We start from the raw sequence: 26734 nt of genomic DNA, 5'->3' as shown, positions 1-26734 counted from the left end.
ACTATTGGCTCAACAGGGAAGCGATCCGCGTCGAAGGGCGGTAGAATCCCTCCCACTTTCAGTTATCCACAAGTGGCCGACCTTTGCTTATCGAGTCCCGTCGCCGCGCTTATCTGAGCGCCATGCAGGTGGTCAGCTGGCTGCCGCGTACCGAATTACCGTTCGCCGCCCCATCGCGGCCCGAGCTGCTGGACATGCCCGAGCCCGAGTACATTGCGCCGGTCGTGACCGCGCCCGTGGCCGCAACGGTTGCCGAGCCGGTGGCGCCCGTGGTCGAGCGGCCGAAAGTCGAGGTTCCGCGTCCGAGCCTGGCCTCGACCCGCACCAACGCCAAACCGGTGGAAGACGCTGTGGAGGCGCCAGTCAAGGCACCCTACGTCGCGCCGCCGCGTTTCGCCCTGCAGTTGCTGCGGGCCGGACGTTGCTTGTTGCTGGTGGAACTGCCCACGGGCGACCCCTTCCAGAGTCGCGATCCGGCCTACCTGCTGCTCAAGGACATGCTACGCGCCGCAGGCCTGCCGGACAGCCCGCAGATTATCGGTGAGCCGGTGCGTTGGCCGCTGTTGTCCCGCGGCACCATGGACCAGGGGCCGGAAGCGGCGCGGGATTTCGTCCAAGGCTTTGTTTCGGCACGGCTCGAAGATGAGCCCTGTGCGTGTTTGTGGCTGATCGGCCTGCCGGCGGTGAAGTTTGCCGGCGAGGCGGATGCCGAAGCGTTCAATCGCGAATTGCAGGTCGAAGGCCTGGGCTCGGCCTGGGCGTTGCCCGGGCTGGAACTGTTAATGGACACGCCACAGCGCAAGGCTGATGTCTGGCAAGCCATGCGCCGGCTGATGGCGCGCTGGAAAGAATCGAATGAGTGACGCTGTATCGTTCCGCCCGATGACCGAGGCGGACCTCGACGCTGTGCTGAAAATTGAATACGCGGCCTACAGTCACCCCTGGACCCGAGGGATATTTCTCGACGGACTGGGCAAATACCAGATCTGGCTGATGTTCGAAGGCCAGCAGCAAGTGGGCCATGGCGTGGTACAGATCATCCTGGATGAGGCGCACCTGCTCAATATCACCGTCAAACCGGAAAACCAGGGCCGTGGCCTGGGCCTGCGTCTGCTGGAACACCTCATGTCCATTGCCTACAAGGCCGAGGCCCGGGAGTGCTTCCTGGAAGTGCGTGACAGCAACCGCACGGCGTTCCGGCTGTATGAGCGCTATGGCTTCAATGAAATTGGCCGGCGCCGGGATTACTACCCGGCGGTGGGCGGGCGTGAAGATGCGGTGGTCATGGCTTGTACGCTGGTCGACTGAACGCCACCCCCTGTGGGAGCGAGCTTGCTCGCGATGACGGCGTCACATTCAACATTCATGCAAGGTGACCCACCGCTTTCGCGAGCAAACCCGCTCCCACAGATGTGGCGTCATACACTTATGTTTTGAGCTCAGCAAATTCTAAGTGAGAGCGATGGCGTCAGCCCTATCGGCGCTTACCGCTTGCCATCCAACGGATCGATATTTGCCATTTCCGCCTCATCCAGCCCGTCGCCCCCGCCAATATCATTTTCATCCACCACGCTCAGGTCCCAGTCCGCCCGTTCGTCGTCGCCGGCTTCGTGGGCGTCCCGGGCACCGTCTTCGCGGATAAGTGTTTCCGGGCTCATGTCGTCGTCGGTTGGTTCGTGATCCTCCGTCGAAGCTCCTGTCATACCCGCTTCGCGCACACGTTCCGGTGGCATCAACTGTTCGCGTTCGTTGTCCGGCAGTTCGTCGCCGATTTTCGCGCTGGGCTCATCCTCGTCGAATTCCAGCTCATGCAGCGAGCCCATGCGGTCTTCGTTGTCGTCGATGGGCTCCGGTTGCACCGCATCAAAGGGACGTCGTGAATCATTCATGGCAATTCCTCATACTGTGGGCCTTACTGGGTGGACCCGCAGCCGTGCCGAGAATTCCAACGGCATCATTGAAGTGACCTCGACAGGCGGTCGACTGTCAAAGTTGCGCACTATTCTCGAGGGCTAGAAGCATGAACGAATTACAAGATCTGATTGATAACAACGCGCGCTGGGCCGATGCGATCAAGCAGGAGGATCCTGACTTCTTCGCCAAGCTGGCCCGTCAGCAAACCCCGGAGTATCTGTGGATCGGCTGTTCCGATGCCCGGGTGCCGGCCAACGAGATCGTCGGCATGCTGCCGGGGGATCTGTTCGTACACCGCAATGTGGCCAACGTGGTGCTGCACACTGACCTCAACTGCCTGTCGGTGATCCAGTACGCGGTGGACGTGCTCAAGGTCAAACACATCCTGGTCACCGGCCATTACGGCTGTGGCGGTGTGCGTGCCTCGATGCAGGACCGCCAACTGGGCCTGATCGACGGTTGGCTGCGTTCGATTCGCGACTTGTATTACGAGAACCGCGAAGTGTTGGCCAAGCTGCCCACCGAAGAAGAGCGCGTAGACCGTCTGTGCGAACTCAACGTGATCCAGCAGGTGGCTAACGTCGGCCATACCAGCATCGTGCAGAACGCCTGGCACCGTGGGCAGAGTCTGTCGATTCATGGCTGTATCTACGGCATCAAGGACGGGCGCTGGAAAAGCCTGGACACCACGATCAGTGGTTTCGAGCAATTGCCGCCGCAGTATCGCTTGCGCCCGGTCGACGCGCCCTGAGCGCCATCGTCTCAAGGCCTATGAGTTGTCCCGCGTCAGCCTAGGCTGACGCGGGACATTCTGAGGTTTACACCGCCTCAGCCGGCAACGGCATTGGCACCTTCAGTTGCGGCAGTTGCGACTTGATCGCCGGCGTTTCGCATTTTTTCTCCGCGTCAGCCGGGGAGAGGTTGCGAATCGAGGTATAGAACAACTCGCAAGTCTGCTCTTTTTGCGTCACCTGCCAAGTCTGGGTGCATTGGTTCAGCAGGGTGCTCGGATCGGTGCCCGGCTTGCTGCCCATACCGGCCTGCCAGCACGCGGCACTCAGGTCCTGACCCATGACTTTCAAGCCGGCGGCATCTGCCTTGGCTTCGTCACCGTCGTAGTTGTCCTTGTCAGCGGCGTACCAGATATAGCTTGGGTGGTTGGAGCCCAGCACCGGAACCTTGGTCCCCGCGGCCGGGGTGATGGTTGCCAGGCCAAGCACGCCCACGGTCTGGCCGTACTGGGTCTTGATCCAGTTCCTCACAGGAGCGCCGAAAGCCACCATCGGCAACGCGGCCCCGCTTGTGCCCTGAGTGACCTCCTTGACCATGGTGGTCTGGTAGTCGTTGAAATAATCGTAGAGTCCTTCCAGCGTGCTGCCAGCATTGGACGGGGCCGCGATTGGCGCGATATCGATGATGGTCTGGTAGGCGGGCGTCTGGTCAGCGGCAATGCCGTTGACGGTCAGCAGCGTGGCCCAGCGGTCGGTGGTGGCCGACTCCAGGTAATCCTGGGCCTGGGTCAGGGAGTAATCCGGTGGGAAGTGCAGCAGCTCGACACTCTTGCGGTTCTCCAGGGCCATGCCCAACGGCAGGAACAGGTACCAGTTGTAGGACCATTTCTTGTCGGTGTTGAGTTTGCTGGCGCCGTTGTACGCCAGGTCCCCCGCGTCGAGCAGTGCCTTCAGCGGTTGGCCATAGTCCTTTGGCACGCCGCTGATGTGGGCATAGACTTTATCGTTGTCGCGTTTGACGCTGACCTTGGCCGTGCTGTAACCGTCGCGCTGGACGCTTTGGGTCAGGTAATGCTCCACGGTCTGTTCCAGGGTCCAGTCGCGAAAGCAAATCACGTTGCAGTTGTTGGGATAAGCGAAGAGGCGGGTGACTCGTTCGGTGCTGCCAAGCTGTACATCGATGTCGGCGGCGTGGGTGGCGGCACTGAAGGCCAGGGCGGCAAAAGAAAGTACGGCGAGTTTGGACATGCTCAGATCCTTTTCAGCGTGTGAACCCCTCGAAACAGGGCGTAGCCATACTGAAACAGACCGAGCCGAAGAAAAAGTGGGCCGACGGAAATATCGGCCCTTTTTTATGGCTTTATGGCATCACTGGCGGCAAATAGCTCAACGTCGTCCCCAGCGCCCACAGCAGCGCCAGCACCAGCGGCGTATGCACCAGTAACTGCACGAAGGAGAAACCGATCAAGTCCCTGGCCTTTAACCCCAACACCCCCAACAGCGGGAGCATGTAGAACGGGTTGATGAGGTTCGGCAGCGCTTCGGCGGCGTTATAGATCTGTACCGCCCAGCCCAAGTGGTAGTTCAGGTCGTTGGCCACCTGCATGACGTAGGGCGCTTCGATGATCCATTTGCCGCCGCCCGAAGGAATGAAGAAACCCAATACCGCCGAGTAGACGCCCATCAACAGGGCGTAGGTGTCATGGGAGGCGATCTGTACGAAAAAGGTCGAGATGTGATGGGCCAGCGTCTGGGCATCGCTGCCCTTGACCGTGGTCAACAAGGCGGCGATCGAACCGTACAGCGGGAATTGGATCAATACGCCCGTGGTGGTGGGCACCGCACGGGCCACCGCATCGAGAAAACTGCGCGGTCGCCAGTGCAGGAGCGCTCCGAGCATCAGGAACAGGAAGTTGTAAGTGTTGAGCCCGGAAATGGCGCTGATCGCCGGTTTAGTCGAGAACTCATGGAACAGCCAGCCGGCGGCGAGTAGCACCAAGGCGATGGTCAGCAGCGGGCTGTGTTCCAGCCATTCTCCCGGGCGGGTGCGTGGCTGCAGCGCCGGCATGCTGAAACTGGGGTCGATGCCGCAGGCGGCGGCGTCACGGGCGCTGTTCGGGCCGGGAGCGGTGGCGTAGGCGACGATCAATGAGATCACGATCAACGCCAGCAGCATCACCCCGGACTGCCAGAGGAAGATGGTCTGGGTGAACGGAATGACACCGGTGATCGACAGGATCGACGGCGGCAGGCTGGCCGGGTTGGCCTGCAATTGCGCAGCCGACGAAGACAGCCCCAGGGCCCAGACAGCGCCCAGGCCAAGGTAGGCGGCGGCGCCGGCGGCGCGATAGTCCATCTTAAGATCGGTGCGACGGGCCAGGGCCCGCACCAACAGACCGCCAAACACCAGCGACAGGCCCCAATTGAGCAACGACGCGACCATGGAGATCAGCGCTACCCAGGCCACGGCGGAGCGGCCGTTCTTCGGGATACGCGCCAGGCGATCGATCAACTTGACGGCTGGCGGCGAACTGGCGACCACATAACCGCCGATCACCACGAAGGCCATTTGCATGGTGAACGGGATCAGGCTCCAGAAACCATCGCCGAACGCCATGGCGGCGGCTATGGGGGTGGCGCCGATCAGTTGCGTCGCCAGTGCGACCACCAGCACCGCCAACGCGGCGAAGACCCAGGAGTCGGGAAACCAGCGCTCGGCAAAACTGGAGCAGCGCAAGGCGAAGCGGGCGGAGCGACTGTCTTGGATGTCGGTGGTCACGGCAATTACCTCGTTTTTATGGTTATGGGTATTGGTAGTGGCAAGGGCTTCAGCAGCCAGGGGCCAACAGTAGAACAATCCAGTGACCATGGAAGGTTCATCAGGGTTCGAGGGGGCACACGATTAATTTCCAGGTCGACCAGTGGTGCTCTTTAGAAACAAATCACCGGGCCGATGGCAAGAGAACAAGCTATTTTTAAATTCTCCTGCCTGCCGGAGCTTGCCCATGTTCAACAAACGCTTGAAGCAGGAGCTGTCGGCTCTTCGTCAAGAACTGTCCAGCCTCATGCAAGTGAAAGAAAGCCTGGACCGCGAAATGCTGGCGCTCACGTTGGATGCCGACGGGCGGGTGCAAACGGTCAATCAGAATTTTCTCGACGAAATGCACTACAAGAGCCAGGACTTGATTGGCCGGCCTGTCGAAGAACTTGTCCCGGCGTATTTGAAATCCAACGAGTTCCAGATTCGCTTCAAGTCGGCGCTGACCCGTGGGGAACACTTCTCGGGTGCCGTGCGCCTGTTGCGAGGCAATGGCCAGGAAGCCTGGTTGCGTTCGATCCTTCAGCCAGTGCGGGCAGTTGATGGGCGAGTCCGCTATTTTTCAATGTATTCCAGTGACCTGACCCGCACCATCGAGGGGTCTCGCGAGCATGAAAACCTCATCGGTGCGTTGGTGCGTTCAACGGCGGTGATTGAGTTCGACCTCGGCGGTCACGTGTTGACGGCCAATGACCGCTTCCTCAGCGCCATGGGTTACAGCCTGGCGCAGATCAAGGGTAAGCACCATCGCCTGTTTTGCGAGCCTGAAGAATACAACAGCGCGGCCTACCAGCAGTTCTGGCAGCGCCTGAACAGCGGCGAGTTCGTGGCCGGCCGCTTCAAGCGTATCGACGCCAATGGCCGTGAGGTCTGGCTGGAAGCCTCCTACAACCCGGTGCTCGATGCCAACGAGCGCCTGTATAAAGTGGTCAAGTTCGCTACCAACATCACTGACCAGGTCAACCAGGAAAAAGCCGTCGCCGAAGCGGCCAACATTGCCTACAGCACCTCATTGCAAACGGACAGTTGCGCCCAGCGCGGCACTACGGTCGTGACTCAGGCGGTGGATGTGATGCACGACTTGGCCCGGCACATGCAGACCGCCGGCGAAGGGATCGAGGCGCTGAATGAGCAATCCCAGGTGATCGGTACCATCGTCAAGACCATCAGCGGCATCGCCGAACAGACCAACCTGCTGGCGCTCAACGCGGCCATCGAAGCGGCCCGGGCGGGAGAGCAGGGCCGAGGTTTCGCCGTAGTGGCCGATGAAGTGCGGCAACTGGCGTCGCGAACCAGCCAGGCAACCGATGAAATCGTCAGCGTGGTTCGCCAGAACCAGGACATGGCCCGCAATGCCGTAGCGCTGATGACCGACGGTCAGCACCAGGCTGAACAGGGCCTGGCCCTGGCAGCCGAAGCGGGGACGGTAATTGTCGAGATTCAGGATGGGGCGAAGAAAGTGGTTGATGCGGTGAGTCAGTTCGCCAATCAATTGTCGACCTGATTTTATCGTTTTTTACATATTAATTATTGTTTTGCGATAATTTTAACGCTATGTTTTGGGCTCCTCTTGTTCTATTGGAGCCTCACATGCATTCGAATCGTCTTGCCCTGTACAGCCAGCGCATGGCTGCCATAACGCTTGTTTTCATTGTCGCGATGATGGCCATCAACGCCGCAGCCTGGCTGTTTCCTGGGGTGGCGTCGCAATATGGTCTGGGGTTTTCCCTGACCGAGCGGCAGCTGTCGAGCCTGTCTGACGGGGCGATGGAGTTGACTGGCTGGCAATGCCTTGGCGGGATCTTTTTATCGAGTATTCCTTTGCTGGTCCTGGCGTCTGGGCTAGCCAACCTGCGGCAGTTGTTCAAGCGGTATGCCCAGGGCCAATACTTTTCCAGCGAAGCAGCGGTTTATCTGGGAAAGGCGGGGCGCGCGGTTGCGCTATGGGTGCTGCTGGATTTCCTGTGTGAACCGTTTCTCAGCCTGCTGGTGACGATCAATGCGCCGGTCGGCCAGCGATTGCTTACCCTCAGCATTACCGCCCCGTCTTTTGTCGCTTTGTTTCTTGCGGCCTGTATTGCGATCATTGCCCGGATACTGTCCCAGGCTAGTGAAGTCGACTCAGAAAACCGAACTTTTGTTTGAGATACTCATGCCTATCGTTATTCAACTGGATGTAATGCTGGCGATGCGCAAGGTCAAGTCCAAGGATCTTGCCGCGGCCATAGGTATTACCGAAGCCAACCTTTCCTTGCTCAAGCAAGGAAAGGTCAAGGGTATACGGCTGGCGACCCTCGAAGCCATTTGCAGCTATCTGCAATGTCAGCCAGCCGATCTGCTGGTCTATCAACCCCAGAGCGAGATTGATCAATCCCCCAGTGCTTGACCCTCGCGCCGTGGGTCCGCCCCGCCAGCCAGTGACACTTTTCCTTGCCCGTCACGCACCCGGACGATTGCCTGGGTGCCACTGTTCATGTCGATTTCGCTCACGGTGTGGCCTTTATCCTTCAATGCCTGGATCAACGCCGGGCTGAACTGGCCCTGTTCCAGTTCGGTGGGGCCGTTGCGGCTGCCGAAGTTGGGGAGGTTGATGGCGGTTTGCGGGTCCAGGCCCCAATCCAGAAGGCCAATGACTGACTTGGCGACGTATTCGATGATTTGCGAGCCGCCGGGGGAGCCGACAGCGGCCAGGAGTCTACCCTGATGATCGAAGATCAGCGTCGGTGCCATGGACGAACGTGGGCGTTTGCCAGGCTCGACGCGGTTGGCGACTTTTTGCCCATTCTCTTCGGGGATGAACGAGAAGTCGGTCATCTGGTTATTGAGCATGAAGCCCTGGACCATCAAGTGTGAGCCGAACGCCGATTCCACCGTCGTGGTCATGGACACCGCGCCACCCTGGTCATCCACGGCCACCACTTGCGAGGTGGAAATACGCAGGGGTGAACGGTCCGGGGCATAGGCCACCTGGATGCCCGGTGGTGTGCCGGGCTTGGCGACACCCATGCTGCGAGGGCCGATCAGGCTGGCGCGGCTGGCAAGGTAACCCTGATCGACCAGGCCTTTGAGCGGCACGGCTACAAAATTTGGATCGGCAATGTATTGGGCGCGGTCGGCATAGGCCAGGCGCTCGGCTTCGGCGATCAGGTGCACCGCTTCGGGGGCGGGTTCAATGCCGGCGGGTTTAGCGGTCTTGAGGGGCTTCAAGGGCGCAAGGGCCGCGTTGCTGTCGTGCTGTTCGAGGGCCTGCAACGTCCCGAGGATCTGCGCCACGGCAACCCCGCCCGAAGACGGTGGTGGCATGCCGCAGATTTGCCAGCGCTTGTAGTCGGTGCATAGCGCTGGCCGCTCCCGTGCGGTGTAGCCCTGGAGGTCCGCCAGCGAAAGACTGCCGGGGTTGGCGTGGCCCTGCACCTTGGCGACGATCTCCTCGGCAACCGGCCCTTTGTACAAGGCATCGGGACCTTCGTGGGCGATGCGCTTGAGCACGCCGGCCAATGCCGGGTTTTTCAGCACGGTGCCGACCGCCTTTGGGCTGCCATCGGCATTGAGGAAGTAGGCCGCCATGTCTGGCGAGCCCGGCAACGACGGGTCGGACGCGATCAAGGCATGCAGCCTGGGAGAGATCGCGAAGCCCTGCTCCGCCAGCGCGATGGCCGGCTCGAACAGCGTCGCCCATTCGAGACGGCCATGTTTGCGATGGGCCAGTTCCAGTCCGCGCAACACCCCCGGTGTACCCACGGAACGACCGCCGATCTGTGCGGCAGTAAACGGCATGGGTTTGCCGTCAGCCTGCAGGAAAAGTCTTTCGGTGGAGCCAGCCGGTGCCGTTTCGCGACCGTCATAGGTGCGCACAGCCTTGCCGTCCCACAACACAATGAACGCCCCCCCGCCGATGCCAGAGGATTGCGGCTCCACCAGGGTCAGCACCGCCTGCATCGCAATGGCTGCGTCGATGGCTGAACCGCCACGTCGCAACATCTCCCGCCCGGCCTCAGCCGCCAACGGGTTGGCCGCGGCGGCCATGTGCTTGTCGGCGTGGCGGGACTGTAGATCGGCGCGGTAGCCGGCCGCGATTTCCGGTGGGGCGGGCAGTGCCGGTGTGGTGGAGGAGGAGGGTGGAGCCTTACAGGCAGTGAGCGTCAGAGCGACAGCCAACAGCGAAACAGCTGACAGGCGATGAAGATTGGGTTTCAGATCTATAAACATGTGTCGCTCCATCCGTGGGCCAGGGAGATAGAACCGACTGTAGCGACGCGAGGCGTCTGGCGCAAATCAACGGGGTTCTGAACAAAAAGCTTGTTGTCAGTGCAATGTTGTTCACTTGAGGCGTGTGCGCCACAGATTCATCTATTTTATTGAGTGAACAGCATTGCGTTGCGCTTTGGGTGCTATTCATCCCTGCGAGGATCGTTCAGCAAAATAGTCGCCATGCTCCCCAGCAATGAACTCTGCGTAAGTCAGTCTCTCGGAGAGCTGGATGGCTCCATCTGGATGAAGAAATGGCATAAGCCGGCGAATAGAAAAACCTTCAGATATCAACAGCTCCCACATATCATTTACTGCTGCCCGATATTCGTCCGTACCGTAGTCGAAGCTGTAGCTTGACCACTCGAAGATGATCTTCAACCGAGGAGAGTTTTTTATCATGGCTTGTGCGCCCGCTATGACATAGGGCTCAGCTGCTTCGACATCACAATGCAGTAGGTCAACTTGGGCTTCGCCCATGACGTCGTCCAACGCCAATGTCTTGGCGTTGAATTTATTCATAATTCCTTTGCCGGGAGTCCACTGGCCGTTATGATCGAGAATAGACGGTACAGAATCCTTGGACCAAAAGGGGTCTCCAGTGCTCGGCTGTTCTGTTGCATTGATTTCAAGATGACCGCCTCCTGCAAACTGATAATCAAAGGCAAAGCGGAAGTGCTCTCCCGTTTCTCGAAAAACCGCTCGATTGAACACGGTCGTTCGATCGGGGATGCCGGCATACATTATCGTTTTTAGCAGAATGGCAAAAACTACGGGATTCGCTTCAAATGAGAACACTTTGCCCTTGTTGCCGACAATTAAGCCGCCCAGGCTGGTGTAGTAACCAAAATTTGAACCGACGTTGACATAGGTATCGCCGAGCTTCAGCTTTTCTTGCACTAACCGAGTTGTCCAAGGTTCATGCACACCGTCACGAATAATACCTACTGCCACATCAACATTGTAGGATGGCACGACGACGTACCCTCCCCATCGGGTTCTAACCAGACAGAGATCACGACCTAGATAAGAAACGCTGTGATCGTTTGGAAGGCTCGAACGTATTTCGTTAATTTTTCGATCGATCTCCCGAACGGAGAGGTCTATGTTGTCGATGGCCTCCCGTCCGTGCAGGGCAAACTTCACTGTATTTTTCATACCTTCAATTAGCATCTTTATTCGGTTGCCGGCCAAATCGTTCCCCTCGTTTCTCGTCGATTAGTTAATAAAGTGGACGCTTCAAATGTTGCTTCGACTTGGGCAACGTTCCATGTGCAATTCCAAATCTTGATTCGCCTCAAGCCTGCCGTTGACAAGACGAATGGTGCGACTTGTCATGCGTTTCAACAGCTCTTCATTATGTGAAGCAAATAGAAAGCCTTCATTTCTCTGAATGTAGCTTTCAAGACGATCATTGGCCTTGTTTTGGAAGGCTTGATCAGCAACACCAATCCATTCGTCCAACAGGAGGATATCTGCCGGTTCTACCGTGCTCATGGCAAATTGGATGCGACTGTACATGCCTGGGGAATAAGTCCCTAAGGGCATGTCGAAGAACGCACCAATGTCTGAGAATGCTTCAACGTCGGAAACATATTCCGACTCCGTGATGCTTTTAATCCCAAGAAGGGCATAGCGCATCTTAACGTTCTGTCTCCCTGTCAGTGCGGGCACCGTACCCGCACCGATGGTAAGCAAAGTGCGTATGGATCCGTGGACTTCCACCGAGCCTGACGCCACAGGCAGCATCCCTCCGATGAGCTTGAGAAGAGTGGTCTTTCCGTTACCGTTTCCGCCGACAATACCAATGCGTTCACCTCGGCGGACTTCAAGGGATATGTTTTCCAGCGCCCGTAATACGATGGCCCCATTCTTCCGGCGAATGATCCGAGGGTCTGTACCAACGACCTCTTGCTTGACTCCTCTCAAAGGTATTTCGACAGTGGCGTTACAAATCCGAACGACGATATCTGCAGTATCCATGCTAGGACATCCATCTGTAGACAACAAGGCAGCGGTTTACCGGAAAAAGGAGATACGACATGATAATTCCCATCGCTATCAACCCGAGGCTAATGAAAATCGAGACCAGGGGGAAACCTCCATCAATAATAGGGGCTCGAGCCAACTCTATGAGATGGAAAATTGGATTAAAATCTACAAGCCACCTGTGAGACTTAAGACGATCGGGGGCCCACAGAATCGGCGTCAATAGGTATATCGCAAATAGGATTTGCGGCAAAAATCCCCGAAGGATTCTTACCCTGTCGAAGAGGTACGCGAGGGGAAGGGACCAAGTGAACAAAACCAGCGTCAGCAAAATTAACCCTGCAACGAACGCTAAATAGTTAGCGGCGAATACGATTTCCGGGTTCACAAAAAAAATAATGACAAACGATCCGCAGATCTTGAGCAGCAGAGCAACGGTAAATTCGTATGTTGAAACAAGATTGCTTATGAAGCCTGAGATGTTGGGGAACGATATGTAACGCATGGCCTTATCGTTGGAGTAGGATATGTCTGAGACGAAAATCGAAATACCTTGCCAGATGGAAAATGATACGGCGAAGAATGGAATGAACTCTACCAAGGGTTCGTTAAAAACGAGCCCCATGACGGAGCCCAAAAGGAGAACGTGGATTAATACCGAGATGAAGGGCGCAATGAGCCCCAGTCCCGAATTGCGTTTGTTTTCCGCAACGTCCGCCAAATAAAGCTGCCACGCCAGTTTTCGTTGTGACACGAGAACACGCACATCTGTGAAGAAGTCACGTTCAATCCATCGCCATTGGTTGCGCTTTAACATGGAGTTTAGTTCTCCATGATCAGCTGCTTCGCGGCAGCTAGGTAACTGGCTGAACGATGCTCGACGCTAAATTTTTCAAGATAACTTTTCCGAGCGTTGATGCGACTGGGGCTGTCACCGTCGGCCAGCAACAGCTTCTCCGCCAACTCCATATGGTTGCCGATTTCAAAAAAAGAAACCGCACCGGGCTGATACCGATTCAGCTCACCGAAACACTTCGTGTGGGAGCAATATAGGGGACGGCCCATGTCCAGTGCCAGAGCCGCTGGGCCTGACGACGTCTGGCCCACCTCCGCGTACGGCAGCACCACCGCGTCGCAGGCCAACATAACCTGATTGAATTCTTCATTATCAAGTGCACCGCAAAAATGAACTCGTTTGCTCAATCCCGGATGCTTCCTGATGACTTTGAGTAGTTTTTGGATATAGGGTGCTTCAACGCTTCCCTTGTCGATTCCCTCGGGATGCAAGCCACCTACCACGAGTAAATGGTGGTCATCGGATAATGCGCTCAAGGCTCTGATTGCGATTTCGATGCCCTTATAGGGTGACAAAAATCCGAAGCAACCCACCAATGTAGCGCTGCTGCTGATGTTCATCTGCGCCAGAATTACTGACTTGGCGTCATCGTGATCCATGTGTTCTCTAACGTCCTTACTGATGAAAGCAAGGGGCTGGTGCGTAATGCTGTCTTTGCGAACACCCAGTAATGCAAAGTTCTTTGCTTCGCGCGCGGTTTGAACAATGTGGTGAAATTTTTCGGGGCTCTTTCGAACTTTTGCAAATAGCCTGTCAAATACGTAGTTGCCTCGCCACGTTCGCAAGTAGTCAATTACACCCCTCCGACTGAAGTGGAGCTTCGGGCTGTCCAAAGGGGGGACTGTATGGTAAGTGATAATCACTTTTTTGCTTTTGCTAATGATAGCGTTCAGGTTGCGCCAAATCTGGGTTGGTGAGAAACCCAGAAGGCCAGGTTCGAATTGAATGTTAATAACCTCTGCTCGCTCAACCTTTTGCAGGAGGACATTAAATTCAGCTCGCGCCGCCCGTTTTGCATAGGGTGATTGGGACCTGAGAAGATCAACAGGCAAAGACGCGATTTCTATATCGAAGTCATTCTGTTGTCGTAAAGGAAGCTCCAGGAATTCAACGTATTGCGCGATTCCACACGCTCGATGATAACTGGAAATGATTAAGAGCTTGGGGAGCTTCTGCGCTTGATCAGTCTGCGATTTTATATTCAAGTGTTCCATAAAATTCCACACAGCTGGATGGCTGTTACATTGGATAAGTCGATGGGCTACGGCCTGCCGGTGTTAGCTATTTTGGCTTTCCACCAGACATCATGTCCTGGTACATCTCGGCGTACGCGCGGCTCATCATCATTCCCGAGAAAGTCTCTTCGAAGCGGCGGCGAGCGGCCTTCCCAAAACATTCTGATTCGGTCGTTTCGTGAGCGAGTCTATTTATAGCGTCGGCGAGCGCTTGAACGTCATTCGCTTTGACCACCAGGCCCGTTTTTCCATGCAGATTTATGAAGCTTGTACCTGTGCCTATTTCGCAAGTGATCATCGGCTTGCCGAACATGGCAGCCTCAACCAGCGAGAGACCAAAGGCTTCCGAGCGCATGTTTGACGGGAAGACGAATGCGCTACATTGTTCAAGTAATGCAATTTTTTCTCGATCAGAAAGCGCGCCGACAAAGTGTATGTTTCTCAGTCCGAGTGTCGCGGCCTGTCTCTTCAGATCCCTTTCCATCGGCCCGTTTCCAACTATGATCACGTCGGAATCAATCTTGGTCGCGGCCTCCAAGAGAATGTGCAGTCCCTTATAATAGCGAAGCACGCCAACAAAGAGGAAAAACGGCCTCGGGAAGCGAGAACGCCACTTTGCTTTTTCTTCCGGCGTCGCCGCAGGATAGTCGGCTTCATCCAATCCAAGGGGTATCGTCGTTGTTTTTGAAGTGTAGCGCTGCAGTACCGTACTCGTTTCGATATAGCGGGGCGATGTTGCGACAATGCGGTCAACGCTTGATAAAAATCGATGCATCAGTGGCGTATAAAGTCGCAGCAATAACTTTTGTTTCACGATATCCGAATGATAAGTGACTACGGTCGGCTTGCCAGGAGGGGATGCCAGATGAACGATATCCATCATCGGCCAAGGGAAATGATAGTGAATGATGTCAGCCTTTGCGGCCAACTCACGGAAATGCTCGATCACTTCCCGCGAAAAGCCAGTGGAGGCAAATTCAAAGTCGAGCTTTGACTTATGGGCTATATGACCGCCAAACTCGACGGTGCCACTTTCAGGGTTTTTACTGAGAGAAAGCACGTCGGATTTTATTCCGTAATTCGCCGCCCCGTTGGTAATCGCGTGGATCGAACGTTCGATACCACCAAAAGTATCCGGCCAATACGTTTTATAGAAATGCAGAATCCGCATAACACTCCACTGCTGGCCTTGGATGGCGAGCGACTCTTTCCAACGGTTTATTCAGTTGTCAGATTTCCCTGGCGCAAGCTCAGGGGCACGCCACGAGGGAGATTGGTGGGTCGCTGGGAGCAGCCAGGGGCTTTACGGCTGGCGATGACCCAGGAGCCGCCCTGATCAGGTGCTCGTCGAAAGGGGGGGCGTGTCTCAGCGGGCGGGGTTGAGTTCTTGCCACGTAATCGAGATATTGCGTAAGGGCGCTGACGAGATGATAGAAAATCGAGGCGGGTACATCTTTGGCCCTTGGCCTGCCTTTTTCATCGATCACGTCAATCCACAGGCCCTTTGGGGCTTGTTCGATATGCCAGCGGAATAGACGTCCCACCCGTGCCTCGACTTCCGGCTTGAGGTCTGGTCCACCATTGCCATCGAGTGCGATAGCCGCCTTTACAGCTTCGCTCTGGGGCCAGCTGCGCGAAAGGGTGTCAAGCGGCAGGCCATGGCGGGAAACCGCGCCATAGGCGAGTTCCGTGGTGCGGTTCAGCCCGTTGGCAATCGCCGAGGCATACAGTTTGCGCGCGTGGCGGATCACATCTTTCTGGCCGGATGCTGCGGCAAAATTGGATAGAAGATAGGCCCATTCAAAATGGTGTCCCGGCTCCGTCCACTCGCCTTTTTCGCCCGGTGCGCGCTCCCAGTCATCGGTAAAATACTCGCCGAGTGTCCATGTTTCAGCATCGAAGAAGTGTTGCCGGAAGAGGTCGACAATCCGCGCGGCCTGTTGCAGATAATCCCGGTTTCCCGTCACGTCGTACCAGGCAAGGAACGACTCCAGTAGATGCATATGCGGGTTGGATCGGCGCAAGCCAGTATCCCCTGGCACCCCCAGGAAACCGCGCAGTTTGGAGTCGGCAAGATTCTGTTCGAGGAAGGCAAAGGTTTGCGTGGCGAGACCAAGCGCCTGCGGATGACCTGCCCGATGGGCATGCGCCAATGCCAAAAGCACGAAGGACTGATCGTAGGCATCTTCTGCGCCATCGAGAACCGTGCCATCAGGATTGAAGGTCTTGATCCAGCCGCCACGATCCGTCCGGCCGTTGGTGGTGATGAACTGTATGCCGTGATCAATCAGATCATAGGCCGGTCCATCCCAGCCCATTTCATGCGCCACTGCGAAGGCGTAGATCTGCCGCGCCGTGGTGCGCATCCGTTTGGGTCTGGTGATGGGGGTGGCATCAAAGGTCAGTGCCTCGTGAAAACCGCCGTAGAGCCGGTCAACACCGATTGTCGACCAGAGCGGCAATGTCTCCTCGAACAGCCAATGGCGAACCCGCTTCTCATAGGCACCAATCTGCGGCAGGCGGTCCTGCGCTGGCGTGAACTTGGTTTCAAGGCGGCCGGTTTTCTCCAGCTGTTCGACGATCTTGCGAACATTCTGACTTTCGGCGACAGGAGCGACGAATGTGGCATCGCAGGTTGACACAACAGCGAGATCACGAAGGCCTATGGCGGAAAGCAGGCGGCCATTGCTGTGCAAATAGCTGTTCTCACAATCGATGGCGATGACATCGCCAACAATCACATTACCGTTGCCGTCGGTTGAGCTGACTTCGAGGAGCGATTGCCACGATCCGAGATCGTTCCAGCGAAAGCGTGCCGGAACCAGCGCAATGTCCTTGGATTTTTCCATAATGGCGTAGTCGACGGAAATGGACGCCACATCTGCATAGAGGTTATGCGGCAGATAGGTGCCAAAGACATTGCTTGTCGCATTGTCGAGCGCGGCCACGGCTCCCTCCCAGATCGTCGACGCATGCGCGCGGAATGCATCGCGCATCGTGCTGGCGCGGAAAAGAAAAATGCCGGAGTTCCAGAGGAAACTTTTCGATTCGAGGTACTGGGTCGCAGTTTCCTCATTGGGCTTTTCTACGAACCGTATAACGTCACGGGTGTTCCCGGTCTGCGGGCCGACCTCAATATAGCCATAACCGGTTTCTGGCCTGTCCGGCTGGACGCCGAAGACAACGATACGACCGGCCATGGCCGCACCTGTGCCAGCCTCCACCGTGTCCCAGAAACCGCGATCCGTCGTTATTTCATGATCGGACGGCACGACGAGAACCAGATCATCACCATGCTCGCGCAGCGTAATCTCTGTTGCCAGCACAATGGCGGCGGCGGTGTTGCGTCCCACCGGCTCGAAAATCGCTCGCCCGCCTGACAGGTCGACACCGCAAAGGTCTCGGCTGATGCGGTCCGCATGACGTTCTGAGGTGAGTAGATAAACCGGAACAGAGGTATCGCCTCCTCGTGCCCCCATACGTTTGACTGTCCGCAAGAGCATGGAGCCCTGGCCGGACAGGTTGTGAAACTGCTTGGGGAAATCTTCACGCGACAAAGGCCACAGGCGTGAGCCAACCCCACCACTCATGACAAAGCTTATGATCGTTGTTTTTTTGGTCATTTTTACTTTTAACAGCAATCAAATTAGTTGAGATGGAGTCAGGATCACAGTTGCCGTCTTTTTCGCCCCGAGGTATCGAGCCGTCTGATCTTCGGGGCCTGGGCCAAGTGTTTACGGAAAACCACACATCCTGGCTTCCACCATGGACAAGTTATATCCCTTACTTGTCTGCCTCTCGGCGCTACCCTTCAGATCGTGGGTGTTTGTGAAGTAAGTCAGGAGGCCCGAATTATCACCGCTAAAATGAGTCCGGACCTTTGTGAGAGCGGCTGGTGCTTTTGCTGGAGGGGATAAAAAATAAAAAAATCTTCACGGATTGTCGAAAAATAGGCTCTTGATCTTCATGAAGAAGAACTCGCTGTCGCAATACCCATGAGGGGAACAGGATTTTCGGCCGCCGCTACAAGAAGGAAATCGGCTGGCGTGGGGAGTCGGATCGATCTGCAGAGCATCGCCATCAGTCTTGATCGTGACAGCAGAAAAACCTTCCCCAAAAAAGGAAGGAAAGTATTAATATCGCGCACAGGGACGCTGGTTTGTTAGATGGATTTGTTCACACGAACATTCATCAATCAAATCGGCGTTTTTTTTTCTGTGTTCTCGGGATTCCATACAGAGCCATTTGGCCCGGGGGCGTGGTATCCAGCGTTGCCTGATATTTTCCAGGATCTGGATAGGCGCAGCCATCCGGGCCCACGGCTCACAACATCTTTGCTTTCCCTGCTGATGACAGACTAAGAGAATGTAGCTAATGGATGACGGACGATACGAAAGACCGGCGGCTATGGTGGAGGGGGCGGTTCCGTCATCCAACCAGATGCCGCATATCCTACTTATCGACGATGCCCCGGAAGATATCCGCGCGACGCTCATTCTGCTAAAGACACAATCATGGCGCCTTTCGGTGGCCAGCGATGCCTACAACGGCTATCAGCGGGCGTTGGCACTGCGTCCGGACTTAATAGTTCTGGATGTACTTATGCCGCAGATGGACGGTTTCAGCCTGTGTCGACTACTGCGCGAGGCTCCGTCGACTCGGCAAATACCCATCCTCTTTCTATCTTCGGCGAACAGTTCTGTCGAGCGTCTGGAAGGGCTGACATTGGGCGGGGTCGATTACATATCGAAATCCTGCGAACCCGAGGAGGTGCTGGCGCGCATCCGCATCCATTTGCAGTTGACTTGGCGCGAACAGCCGGCCAACCCGTGCGACCTGACAGACCCCGCATTGCAAGGGGATGAGATCGTTCTACGGGCGGCGATGCGCCTGATTGGAAATCAACTGGACGACATGCCCTCTCTGGCCAAGATTGCACAAAAAGTCGGCACTCATGAGAAGCGCCTCTCTCGTATATTCCGCGAGCATCTGGGCATGACCGTATTCTCCTACATTCGCGATGCGCGATTGCGCCGCGGTCAGGAGCTGTTGGCCGAAAGTTCCATGAGCGTCCAGGATGTCGCCGAGCTGGTTGGTTTCCGCAGTGCCTGCAATTTCACCACTGCGTTTGGACAGCGACTAGGTATGACGCCCAGTCAGTTCCGCCAGCAAGCCCAAGGCATGGCTGATGCAGAGTTGGCTGAGTGCACATAATGCGGCTTCTACAGTCGCTGTTGCTGATGATTGGCTTATTGGTCAGCGGCCTCCTGCAGGCGGCTCCGGTAGAGGTCTGCCATGCGGATCACCTGAATTTGATCTCCGCTACGCAGATTTTCGAAGACCCGCAAGCAAGGCTGAGCCTGGAAGACGTTACGCAGCTTCCCGTAGCGAGTTTCAATGTCGCGACCACTGACTGGCCGACACAGGGTTACACCCAGTCCGCATTCTGGTTGAGGCTGCAGCTGACTAATTCGAGCAATAGGGCATGCTCGCGGTTGCTGGTTGTTGGCGCCCCACGCCTGGAAGATATCCAGGTATACCAAAGGAAAGCGGGGCGCTGGAGTCGTTCGCATGGGGGAAGCGCCTATCCCTTGGATGAATGGCCACTGCCCGCGGCACGTCAGCCCGCGTTCCAGCTCTCGCTGCCGGCGGGGGAGACCGTCATGCTGTTGGTCCGGGTGACCAGCACCTCACAGCTATTATTGGACCCGCAACTCTGGGCAGAGCGAGAGCTTCTTCGAAGTCAGCAACATACCTATCTGACCGATGGGCTGACGCTCGGCATTGTCTTGTTGATCGTCCCGTTCGGTCTCATCGTTGGCTGGATTTTGCATTCTCGACTGCTGGTGATAAATGCGGCCGCGGTACTCGGCAATATCCTGCTGACCTGTATCTTGAACGGCTATTTGGTGTTCTGGCCCGCGGCGCTCGGCTGGTCGCGGGAGTTACTGACGTTCGCCAGTGTGGTTACGTTCGCACTTTTTCTTTCCTACATGCGCGTGCTGTTACAGGTCTCTCGCCTGCCTAGAATCATTGGCTGGATATATTGCGTGCCTCTGTTGGGATACGCGCTTGGCCGACTTTGGTGGTTGAAGGTCGATCCTGCTCAGGGAGCATATTTTTTACAGCTGTTCCTGTTTAGTTTCTACGGGGCGCTGCTCCCTACGTTATTCATGGCGTGGCGAAGAAGGCTAGCCTACAACTGGATGGCTTGTCTGGTCCCGGGGCTGCTGCTCCTGCAGTTGGCTATTCGATACTTTTTCCCGCAGGAGCAGTTGCCCTGGCAGTCGCCCGAAAACAAATACAACTTATCGTCCACCTTGCCCGGCGTGGCGTTGTTGGTGTGTACGTTAATCATGGAGGTCAGCCGGAGCCGAATCCGGGAAAGGCACGCCCTGTCCAACCTGGAGTTACAACGACAAGCCGAGCATGAGCGCCTCGAAAGTACCGTGGCACTGCGCACCGCGCAGTTGCGTGAGTCGCTGGCGGCACGTAGCGGGTTGATGGCTCGGATCAGTCATGATCTGCGTTCCCCGCTGGTGCGCATCATTGACTACGCGCGCCTGTTGCATACAGGGTCGAACCGGGAATATCAGGCCAATATCGAGCGCAATGCTCGCCAGCAACTGGAGTTGATCGACGAAATGCTGGAGTTCTCCCATGGAGAACTGGAGCAAATGCAGTTAACCCTCGCGCCAGGTTATTTGTACGGCTTCTTGCAGGAGATCGAAGGCGAGGCGGGCTTTCTCGCATCGCGACAGGACAACACCTTTGAGGTTGTTCTGTCGGATGATCTGCCGGTACTGGTGCAGGCAGATTTCAAGCGTCTTCGGCAGATACTGATGAACCTCTTGGCGAACGCGGCGAAATTCACCCGTAACGGACACATCCGCTTCGAAGTGACCTGTTGCCCAGGAGCGGCCCCTGAAACAGTGGAGCTGTGTTTCAGCGTGGTCGACACAGGAATCGGCATTGATCCGGAGGAGGTCGAACAGTTACTTCTGCCCTTCCGCCGCGGACGCAATGCGCAACGCTACGAAGGCAGCGGGCTGGGTTTGTCGATCGTCACTCAGTTGCTGGAGCGTATGAACAGCCGGCTGGAACCGCAGGCCACAGAGCAGGGCGGCAGCCGATTCACTTTTCGTCTCCAGTTGGAATACGCTCGGGAACAGGACCTGGAGAGCGGCATCGTCGATAACAATGTCGCCCCCTTTGATGGCCAGGGCAAACATATCCTGTTGGTCGATGATATCGAGCAGAACTGTGAATGGCTGTACGACCTGCTGGCCGGTTATGGCTTTGACGTGAGCATGGTGGCGACCGGAGAAGATGCCTTGGTATGTCTGGGAGAGCAGCGGGTCGATCTATTGATCAGCGACCAGATGATGCCCGGTATGGACGGTTGGGAGCTGCTGCGACGTGTGCGTGACCGGTGGCGGCATGTGCCTGTGATGCTTTATTCGGCGGTCCCGGCACGCCGCCCGAACGCTCATCCGACGGACCTGGTATTCGATGCGGTATTGCTCAAGCCCGCTGACAGCCGCGAATTGCTGGCTTGCGTCAAGACACTGACCAGCTCAGAGACCGCGCGCCGAACGATGGCCTTGGAGCAATAACAGGCTCGGTTTGGGTTGTAGGCTGCTCTGGAGTGCGAAGCGCTCGCGAAAAGGGGCCGCTCCCCAGCGAGAGTGTGGTGGATCCCAGCTACAGTGCTTTTCTCAAGGCATAAAAAAACGGCTTATCTTTCGATAAGCCGTTTTTAGTACTTGGTGGCTACACAGGGACTTGAACCCCGGACCCCAGCATTATGAATGCTATGCTCTAACCAACTGAGCTATGTAGCCAAGTGGCGCGCATTATTCGCCGGTAACGAAGATGTGTCAAGCGTAAATCTGAAATATTTCTCTACGCTTTCAACCGCTTATCAATCCTCGCTGCAAATGCCCCTCAACCGAGTTGAAATCTCCCCGTATTGGCACTCAAGGCCTGGCTTCCCTTGCTCAGGGTATCCGCCGCCTGGTTCACGGCCCGTGCGCCATCGAGCAAGCGCATGGCCGCTTGATCGACCTGCTGGATATTGCCGCTGACCTCGTCGGCCGTGCTGGCTTGCTCATCCACCGCGGTAGCGATTTGCGCCAGGGTGTCGGTGACGCTTTGCACGGCGCTGGCGATTTCTGCCAGGCGTTCGCCAAGGCCGGTGACGGCTTGGGCGTCGGTCTGGGCCTGGCCGCAGGCGGCTTCCATCAGGCTGACCGCTTCGTTGACCGTGGCCCGCAGGCTGTCGACGGTGCCGGCAATCTGTTGCGTGGAAGACTGGGTACGTTGCGACAGGCTACGCACCTCATCGGCTACCACCGCGAAACCACGGCCCTGTTCCCCGGCGCGAGCGGCTTCGATGGCGGCGTTGAGGGCCAGTAGGTTGGTCTGCTCGGCCACGCCACGGATGGTATCGACCACCAGCTGGATCTGCTGCCCCTGCTCGCTGACCCGACCCAGTGCGGCGGCGGTTTCGTTGAGTCGCTGGTTGAGCTGCTGGATGCTCGCCGTGGTGCGTTGGCTGTCGCGGCTGCTGTCGGTGGCGATGCGCCGGGTCTGTTGGGCGCTGTCAGAAGCCTGTTCACAACTTCTCGCCACCCCTTGAGACGTGGCGGCCAGTTGTGTCGCGGCGGCAGCAATCTGGCTGATCTGCATCTGCTGGGCTTCGACTTCGTCCAGGGCACCGCTGGAGTGAGTGTTAAGGGTGCGTACGGCATTGCTCAACTGCAACGTTTCGTGGTCCACCCCCAGCAGGCTGTTGCGCAGCTGTACCACGGCGACGTTGAGGGCGGTGCTGATGGCCGCCAGTTCGTCGCGCCCCTGTACCGGCACTTGTAAGCTGAGATTGCCGTCACGCAGGGCTTCGGCCAGCAGGGTGATGCCGCTGGCACTGCGGCGGATCGACGCTTGCAGGCAGATGAAGAGGTACAGTGCGGCCAGTAACAGGCAGCCAAGCACTGTTGCCACCAGCGTGAATTGACGGATCGCCGAGCCGTGGTAGTGGTCCAGTCGGCTGTCCAATGCCACCAGCGACTGTTGTCGCAAGGTGGCCAGGTTGGCCAGGAGGGCATCCATGTGTTTCTCGAAGTCTTCCGGCTTGAGATTGATGGAGCCGCCAAACACGCCGTCATCCAGTACTTTCAGGCCCGCATCCAGGTGCTTGAGGCTGCCTTGGAATTGTCCGGCCCAGGTTTGCAGCTCGCTGGGCAGGCGTGTTTCCAGCAATGCCCCGGTTTTGACCAACTGGTCCCGGGCGTCCCCGATACGGCTGCGCAGGTCCCGCAGTTGCAGACGGCTCTGCAAAGTGAACTGGCCCGACACCACGGAGGCTTGGCCGACGCTGGCCAGGCGGCCAACCCGTTCAATCAGGTCCGGTGTCTGTTGGGTGGAAATCTGCGTCAGCAAATACGTCTCCAACCAGGAGGCGAGGGTCAGGCGGTTGTCCATGACCATTTGCTCGCGCAAGGCTTGCAGTGCGCTCAGGGCCGTGGTGAAACGGTCGTAACCGTCTGGCCACCAGCCCACGGCGCCCAGGCTCTTCGAATCCAGGCCGTTGAGGCTGGTTTGCAGGGTTTGATAGCGGGCGAGGGTGTCGGCTTCGGCGCCCTCGGCTTGCAGGGTACTGCCCAAGTCGCTGGCGGCCTGGTTGAGGGCCGGTTGCACTGCGTCGAAAGCCGCCATTGCGGCAATGGTTGCCGGCGTCGGTTGTCGATTGGTTTCGGTGGCACGCCAACGGGCCGCACGGTTGCGCTGGGCAGTGAGCAGGTTGTCCAGGTTATCCAGGGCCAGCAACTGGCGTACCCCGGCGCGCTCCCCGGAAATCAGGCTGAGTTTGTCGCGATAGTCCTGGCCGATCAGCCATAGGCTGCCCATGAGCGGCAGGATGAAAAGCAGGAACAACAGCTGGAATTTACGGGCGAAGCCGAAACGTCCCAGCAATCCGATGCCCGGTGATAGAAAAGCCTGCATGCCCATACTCCCCTGAACACCTTTGCACTGTTTTTGTGCGTTTCTACACAGTGCAGAAACAGGTGCCCTTTTAAAAGGCCTCGAAAGTTTGTCCAAATCGGCTCGGTAGGCCAGCTCTGTAGCGAAACTTCCCATTCTCGGTCCCCTTTGTAAGAGGCCGCGTTATAGACCATTAACAAGGCAAGATTCAGACCATGGCGTTGCGCTATCACCTTGGTTTCCGACAATTTTCTAGTTCGATAGCAAGCTAAGGGGATAGCCGTGCTGCACCGAAAAATGGCACATTGACGCACCTGCCCGTGTGCACCCATCTGTCGTATGGAAACTCCCATGGCTCTGAGCAATACCCAGGCGGACACACCGTCTATTCCCGCCCCCGCGCAAAGCAGTCCCTTGGTCATGCGGATCATCGGTGCCGTGGCGCTGGCGCACCTGATCAACGACCTGATCCAGGCGGTGCTGCCGTCGATCTATCCGATGCTCAAGGAAAGCTATGGCCTGACGTTCACCCAGGTCGGCTTGATCACACTGACCTTCCAACTGACGGCTTCGTTGCTGCAGCCCTGGGTCGGCTATCACACCGACCGGCATCCCAAGCCCTGGCTGCTGCCGGCCGGAACAGTGTGCACGCTGATCGGTATCGTGATGATGTCCATGGTCGGCAGCTTCCCTTTGATTCTGTTGGCCGCCGCGCTGATCGGCATCGGCTCATCGACCTTTCACCCGGAAGCCTCGCGGGTCGCACGACTGGCCTCGGGCGGCCGTTATGGGCTGGCACAGTCGACGTTTCAGGTCGGCGGGAACGCCGGCTCTGCCTTCGGCCCTTTGCTGGCGGCCGCGATCATCATTCCCTACGGGCAAGGCAATGTGGCCTGGTTCGGGTTGTTCGCACTGTTTGCGCTGTTCGTGCTGTACCGCATCAGCCGCTGGTACGCCAACCACCTGAACCTGTTCAAGCTCAAGCAAGGCCAGGCGGCTACTCACGGTTTATCCAAAGGGCGGGTCTTGAGTGCGCTGGTAGTGCTGGGGCTGCTGGTGTTTTCCAAGTACTTCTACATGGCCAGTTTCACCAGCTACTTCACCTTCTACCTGATCGAAAAGTTCGACCTGTCAGTGGCGTCTTCGCAGTTGCACCTGTTCCTGTTCCTCGGTGCGGTGGCGGCGGGAACCTTCTTCGGCGGCCCCATTGGAGACAGGATCGGGCGCAAGGCGGTGATCTGGTTCTCGATCCTTGGCGTGGCGCCGTTCACCTTGATCCTGCCGCACGTTGACCTGCTGTGGACCAGCATCCTCAGCGTGGTCATCGGCTTTATCCTGGCTTCGGCGTTCTCGGCCATCGTGGTGTACGCCCAGGAACTGGTGCCGGGCAATGTCGGGATGATCGCCGGCGTATTCTTTGGGTTGATGTTCGGTTTTGGCGGGATTGGCGCCGCGCTCCTGGGGCATCTGGCGGACATCCGTGGCATCGAGTACGTGTATTGGTTGTGCTCGTTCCTGCCGTTGTTTGGGGTGTTGGCGATATTCTTGCCGAGGACCAGAAAAGTCTGATCTCCATTCAGATGGCCGTGACCAATGACTATGTAATTTTAGGCTGAAAAATCTTTGGATCAGAACGGTGACCTTCGCCATGGGTAAGCGTAAACGCAAGACACTGCCGAAGGATTTCGGTCAGTTGCTGGAGCAGGCTTCGTTTGCCGAGCTGGTCGCCGTGTTCGATGAATGCGAGCTTGAAGCCACCGGCGGTTACAGCAAGAGCTCTGCGCTGGGCTTCTACACCTGCCCCGACGAACTGGCCCGCTGGCTGGTGGAGCAGGGCGCCGACATTAATGCCCGTGACACTTACCAACGAACGCCCCTGCACCATCGCAGTTCGAGTTGGATTGGCGGTGTCGATCTGCTACTGGATTTAGGAGCCGATATCGAGGCGCAGGATTACCAGGGCTATACACCACTGCATGCCGCGGCCAACAGTCACAAAGCCGAGGCCATCGCAGCCCTGATCCGTCGAGGCGCCAATGTCGATGCCAAGAGTCGGCAGGGACAGGGTGTGCTGCATATTGCCCTGGCGACTAGCCGCAATGCCGATATCGAGGCCACTGCGAAAATCGCCCAGATTCTGCTGGCGGCAGGGCTGCAACCCGATGACGGCATGCTCGCTGAGGTGCAGCGCATCGGCCGTGAATTCGAGTTTCACCGGGCCTCCTTCAACCCGGACTACCTCGAGGCAGCGGACGCGGCCCTGGCCAATCTTTATCGTCTTTTCGACGTCACTCCCGTTGCCTCCCGCAAGGTTCACGACGGTCAGGCCGCTATCGTCGTAACGGCCAGTGGCTGGCCTGATCAGCATCAGCAATTGTGGGAGCTGCTGGTGCCATCCTCTGGCGCCGCAGCGACGGTGCAGGGTGAGGTGATCCGCATCAGTGGCCGTATCTCCCGAGAGATTCACCACAACGGCTCGGCCAACTGGGACGCGGATTTCAAAGCGATGTTGGCGGCTCTGGTTAGCCACGTGGGCAGCGCCGTGCCTCTGTCTGAGGCCGAGCTCGCTGAAGCGCGGGCGCTGGCTGCCATTCTGCGGGGGGGTAACGATAACGCCGGGCAGACCGAGCGCCTCTGTGAGTTGGCCGTGCGCTGGGTCATCGCCAATCCGCAGCCAGTGCCATTGGCGATGCCCTCCTACAGCCGATAGTGCAACGGCGCTTGCCCAGGAATAGCCTGGCGTGATGCCTCGCGCGCGCCACAGATCCTCTCGGTTCCGCACGGTGTACACATCAATCGCGGGTACTTTCATCCGCATGTCGGGTCTTTGGTGAGTTACGACTAAAGTACTGTTTTGTATAACGCCTAAGTTTGATTTTGTATAAAACCCGAGCGTGTTAATTTGCTGTTGTGGTTATTGGTCTGAATGGATTCTGCGGCATTATTCAAGGGTGACCCT

The 26734-nt window shown here is 57.3% G+C and carries 21 protein-coding genes, 1 tRNA gene and 2 pseudogenes; 11 read left to right on the top strand and 13 right to left on the bottom strand.

What is annotated here, in order from left to right; genetic code table 11:
* Positions 1-83: 83 nt before the first annotated feature.
* Together EPZ47_RS25045 and rimI are read left to right on the top strand one after the other, a co-directional pair.
* Positions 84-863, top strand: coding sequence for an energy transducer TonB (locus tag EPZ47_RS25045; RefSeq protein WP_135847174.1), 780 nt, complete (start codon positions 84-86; stop codon positions 861-863).
* On the top strand, positions 856-1308 hold the full coding sequence (gene rimI, locus EPZ47_RS25040; RefSeq protein WP_003205585.1) for a ribosomal protein S18-alanine N-acetyltransferase: 453 nt from the start codon (positions 856-858) through the stop codon (positions 1306-1308). Before EPZ47_RS25045 ends, rimI begins: the two co-directional genes overlap by 8 nt.
* A 176-nt stretch (positions 1309-1484) precedes the next feature.
* Here the strand turns inward: rimI and EPZ47_RS25035 are convergent, their stop codons facing one another.
* Positions 1485-1889: a serine kinase/phosphatase gene (locus EPZ47_RS25035; protein WP_135847173.1), complete on the bottom strand. Its 405-nt coding sequence runs from the start codon at positions 1887-1889 to the stop codon at positions 1485-1487.
* A gap of 131 nt (positions 1890-2020) precedes the next feature.
* On the opposite strand from EPZ47_RS25035, the gene can reads away from it, so the two are divergent.
* The gene (gene can / locus EPZ47_RS25030) at positions 2021-2665 is read left to right on the top strand and encodes a carbonate dehydratase (RefSeq protein ID WP_135847172.1); all 645 of its coding nucleotides are present in this window, start codon (positions 2021-2023) and stop codon (positions 2663-2665) included.
* 67 nt (positions 2666-2732) lie between these two features.
* On the opposite strand, the gene EPZ47_RS25025 is transcribed toward can, so the two are convergent.
* Together EPZ47_RS25025 and EPZ47_RS25020 are read right to left on the bottom strand one after the other, a co-directional pair.
* Positions 2733-3893 carry a hypothetical protein gene (locus tag EPZ47_RS25025; protein WP_135847171.1) on the bottom strand — a complete coding sequence of 387 codons (1161 nt, stop codon included), beginning with the start codon at positions 3891-3893 and terminating at the stop codon, positions 2733-2735.
* A 112-nt stretch (positions 3894-4005) separates the two neighbouring features.
* Positions 4006-5424, bottom strand: a complete 1419-nt coding sequence (locus EPZ47_RS25020; RefSeq protein WP_135847170.1) for a short-chain fatty acid transporter — start codon at positions 5422-5424, stop codon at positions 4006-4008.
* 226 nt (positions 5425-5650) lie between these two features.
* Between EPZ47_RS25020 and EPZ47_RS30990 the strand changes: the two are divergent.
* The 4 genes and pseudogenes from EPZ47_RS30990 to EPZ47_RS25005 form a co-directional block, all read left to right on the top strand.
* Positions 5651-6427 (top strand): annotated as a pseudogene (locus tag EPZ47_RS30990) (PAS domain-containing protein); the annotation flags it as partial.
* A gap of 108 nt (positions 6428-6535) precedes the next feature.
* Complete coding sequence (locus tag EPZ47_RS30985; RefSeq protein WP_406550193.1) at positions 6536-6967, top strand: methyl-accepting chemotaxis protein; 432 nt, start codon at positions 6536-6538, stop codon at positions 6965-6967.
* 86 nt (positions 6968-7053) lie between these two features.
* Positions 7054-7608 (top strand): DUF2975 domain-containing protein, encoded by a 555-nt coding sequence (locus tag EPZ47_RS25010; protein WP_135847168.1) that lies wholly within the window; start codon positions 7054-7056, stop codon positions 7606-7608.
* Positions 7609-7615: 7 nt separating this feature from the next.
* On the top strand, positions 7616-7849 hold the full coding sequence (locus EPZ47_RS25005; RefSeq protein WP_135847167.1) for a helix-turn-helix domain-containing protein: 234 nt from the start codon (positions 7616-7618) through the stop codon (positions 7847-7849).
* Here EPZ47_RS25005 and ggt read toward each other — a convergent pair.
* The 8 genes and pseudogenes from ggt to EPZ47_RS30980 form a co-directional block, all read right to left on the bottom strand.
* Positions 7831-9672 (bottom strand): gamma-glutamyltransferase, encoded by a 1842-nt coding sequence (gene ggt / locus EPZ47_RS25000; RefSeq protein ID WP_135847166.1) that lies wholly within the window; start codon positions 9670-9672, stop codon positions 7831-7833. The two genes, EPZ47_RS25005 and ggt, sit on opposite strands and share 19 nt — an antisense overlap.
* A 186-nt stretch (positions 9673-9858) precedes the next feature.
* A complete protein-coding gene (locus EPZ47_RS24995; RefSeq protein ID WP_238346677.1) occupies positions 9859-10884 on the bottom strand; it encodes an FkbM family methyltransferase in 1026 nt (341 codons plus the stop codon).
* Positions 10885-10950: 66 nt separating this feature from the next.
* Complete coding sequence (locus tag EPZ47_RS24990; protein ID WP_135847165.1) at positions 10951-11694, bottom strand: ABC transporter ATP-binding protein; 744 nt, start codon at positions 11692-11694, stop codon at positions 10951-10953.
* A gap of 1 nt (position 11695) precedes the next feature.
* On the bottom strand, positions 11696-12517 hold the full coding sequence (locus EPZ47_RS24985) for an ABC transporter permease (RefSeq protein ID WP_135847164.1): 822 nt from the start codon (positions 12515-12517) through the stop codon (positions 11696-11698).
* A gap of 5 nt (positions 12518-12522) precedes the next feature.
* A complete protein-coding gene (locus EPZ47_RS24980) occupies positions 12523-13770 on the bottom strand; it encodes a glycosyltransferase (RefSeq protein WP_135847163.1) in 1248 nt (415 codons plus the stop codon).
* A 67-nt stretch (positions 13771-13837) separates the two neighbouring features.
* Complete coding sequence (locus EPZ47_RS24975; RefSeq protein ID WP_135847162.1) at positions 13838-14962, bottom strand: glycosyltransferase family 4 protein; 1125 nt, start codon at positions 14960-14962, stop codon at positions 13838-13840.
* A gap of 79 nt (positions 14963-15041) precedes the next feature.
* Entirely contained in the window at positions 15042-17414 is a 2373-nt protein-coding gene (locus tag EPZ47_RS24970; protein WP_135847161.1) for an AGE family epimerase/isomerase, read from the bottom strand.
* Between the two features lie 360 nt (positions 17415-17774).
* A pseudogene (locus EPZ47_RS30980) lies at positions 17775-17938 on the bottom strand (ISL3 family transposase); the annotation flags it as partial.
* A gap of 227 nt (positions 17939-18165) precedes the next feature.
* Between EPZ47_RS30980 and EPZ47_RS24960 the strand changes: the two are divergent.
* Together EPZ47_RS24960 and EPZ47_RS24955 are read left to right on the top strand one after the other, a co-directional pair.
* Entirely contained in the window at positions 18166-19005 is an 840-nt protein-coding gene (locus EPZ47_RS24960; RefSeq protein WP_135847160.1) for a response regulator transcription factor, read from the top strand.
* Positions 19005-21407, top strand: coding sequence for a hybrid sensor histidine kinase/response regulator (locus EPZ47_RS24955; RefSeq protein ID WP_135847159.1), 2403 nt, complete (start codon positions 19005-19007; stop codon positions 21405-21407). The genes EPZ47_RS24960 and EPZ47_RS24955 overlap by 1 nt, the downstream gene beginning before the upstream one ends.
* A gap of 151 nt (positions 21408-21558) precedes the next feature.
* Here EPZ47_RS24955 and EPZ47_RS24950 read toward each other — a convergent pair.
* A tRNA-Met gene (locus EPZ47_RS24950) sits at positions 21559-21635 on the bottom strand.
* A 103-nt stretch (positions 21636-21738) separates the two neighbouring features.
* Complete coding sequence (locus EPZ47_RS24945; RefSeq protein ID WP_135847158.1) at positions 21739-23796, bottom strand: methyl-accepting chemotaxis protein; 2058 nt, start codon at positions 23794-23796, stop codon at positions 21739-21741.
* A gap of 330 nt (positions 23797-24126) precedes the next feature.
* On the opposite strand from EPZ47_RS24945, the gene EPZ47_RS24940 reads away from it, so the two are divergent.
* Both EPZ47_RS24940 and EPZ47_RS24935 read left to right on the top strand, forming a co-directional pair.
* A complete protein-coding gene (locus EPZ47_RS24940) occupies positions 24127-25344 on the top strand; it encodes an MFS transporter (RefSeq protein WP_135847157.1) in 1218 nt (405 codons plus the stop codon).
* 79 nt (positions 25345-25423) lie between these two features.
* Positions 25424-26485, top strand: coding sequence for an ankyrin repeat domain-containing protein (locus EPZ47_RS24935; protein WP_135847156.1), 1062 nt, complete (start codon positions 25424-25426; stop codon positions 26483-26485).
* The last annotated feature ends 249 nt before the right edge of the window (positions 26486-26734 follow it).

This window comes from Pseudomonas viciae (assembly GCF_004786035.1).
GTDB lineage: Bacteria > Pseudomonadota > Gammaproteobacteria > Pseudomonadales > Pseudomonadaceae > Aquipseudomonas > Aquipseudomonas viciae.
The sequence above is the reverse complement of the archived record's forward strand: the minus strand, read 5'-3'. Positions and strand labels throughout refer to the sequence as shown.

Excerpts from the sequence above, each read along its gene's own strand:
- rimI (WP_003205585.1), top strand. The coding sequence starts at position 856 with ATGAGTGACGCTGTATCGTTCCGCCCGATGACCGAGGCGGACCTCGAC.
- EPZ47_RS25035 (WP_135847173.1), bottom strand. The coding sequence starts at position 1,889 with ATGAATGATTCACGACGTCCCTTTGATGCGGTGCAACCGGAGCCCATC.
- can (WP_135847172.1), top strand. The coding sequence starts at position 2,021 with ATGAACGAATTACAAGATCTGATTGATAACAACGCGCGCTGGGCCGAT.
- EPZ47_RS25025 (WP_135847171.1), bottom strand. The coding sequence starts at position 3,893 with ATGTCCAAACTCGCCGTACTTTCTTTTGCCGCCCTGGCCTTCAGTGCC.
- EPZ47_RS30985 (WP_406550193.1), top strand. The coding sequence starts at position 6,536 with ATGCACGACTTGGCCCGGCACATGCAGACCGCCGGCGAAGGGATCGAG.
- EPZ47_RS25010 (WP_135847168.1), top strand. The coding sequence starts at position 7,054 with ATGCATTCGAATCGTCTTGCCCTGTACAGCCAGCGCATGGCTGCCATA.
- EPZ47_RS25005 (WP_135847167.1), top strand. The coding sequence starts at position 7,616 with ATGCCTATCGTTATTCAACTGGATGTAATGCTGGCGATGCGCAAGGTC.
- ggt (WP_135847166.1), bottom strand. The coding sequence starts at position 9,672 with ATGTTTATAGATCTGAAACCCAATCTTCATCGCCTGTCAGCTGTTTCG.
- EPZ47_RS24995 (WP_238346677.1), bottom strand. The coding sequence starts at position 10,884 with ATGCTAATTGAAGGTATGAAAAATACAGTGAAGTTTGCCCTGCACGGA.
- EPZ47_RS24990 (WP_135847165.1), bottom strand. The coding sequence starts at position 11,694 with ATGGATACTGCAGATATCGTCGTTCGGATTTGTAACGCCACTGTCGAA.
- EPZ47_RS24985 (WP_135847164.1), bottom strand. The coding sequence starts at position 12,517 with ATGTTAAAGCGCAACCAATGGCGATGGATTGAACGTGACTTCTTCACA.
- EPZ47_RS24980 (WP_135847163.1), bottom strand. The coding sequence starts at position 13,770 with ATGGAACACTTGAATATAAAATCGCAGACTGATCAAGCGCAGAAGCTC.
- EPZ47_RS24975 (WP_135847162.1), bottom strand. The coding sequence starts at position 14,962 with ATGCGGATTCTGCATTTCTATAAAACGTATTGGCCGGATACTTTTGGT.
- EPZ47_RS24970 (WP_135847161.1), bottom strand. The coding sequence starts at position 17,414 with ATGACCAAAAAAACAACGATCATAAGCTTTGTCATGAGTGGTGGGGTT.
- EPZ47_RS24960 (WP_135847160.1), top strand. The coding sequence starts at position 18,166 with ATGGATGACGGACGATACGAAAGACCGGCGGCTATGGTGGAGGGGGCG.
- EPZ47_RS24955 (WP_135847159.1), top strand. The coding sequence starts at position 19,005 with ATGCGGCTTCTACAGTCGCTGTTGCTGATGATTGGCTTATTGGTCAGC.
- EPZ47_RS24945 (WP_135847158.1), bottom strand. The coding sequence starts at position 23,796 with ATGCAGGCTTTTCTATCACCGGGCATCGGATTGCTGGGACGTTTCGGC.
- EPZ47_RS24940 (WP_135847157.1), top strand. The coding sequence starts at position 24,127 with ATGGCTCTGAGCAATACCCAGGCGGACACACCGTCTATTCCCGCCCCC.
- EPZ47_RS24935 (WP_135847156.1), top strand. The coding sequence starts at position 25,424 with ATGGGTAAGCGTAAACGCAAGACACTGCCGAAGGATTTCGGTCAGTTG.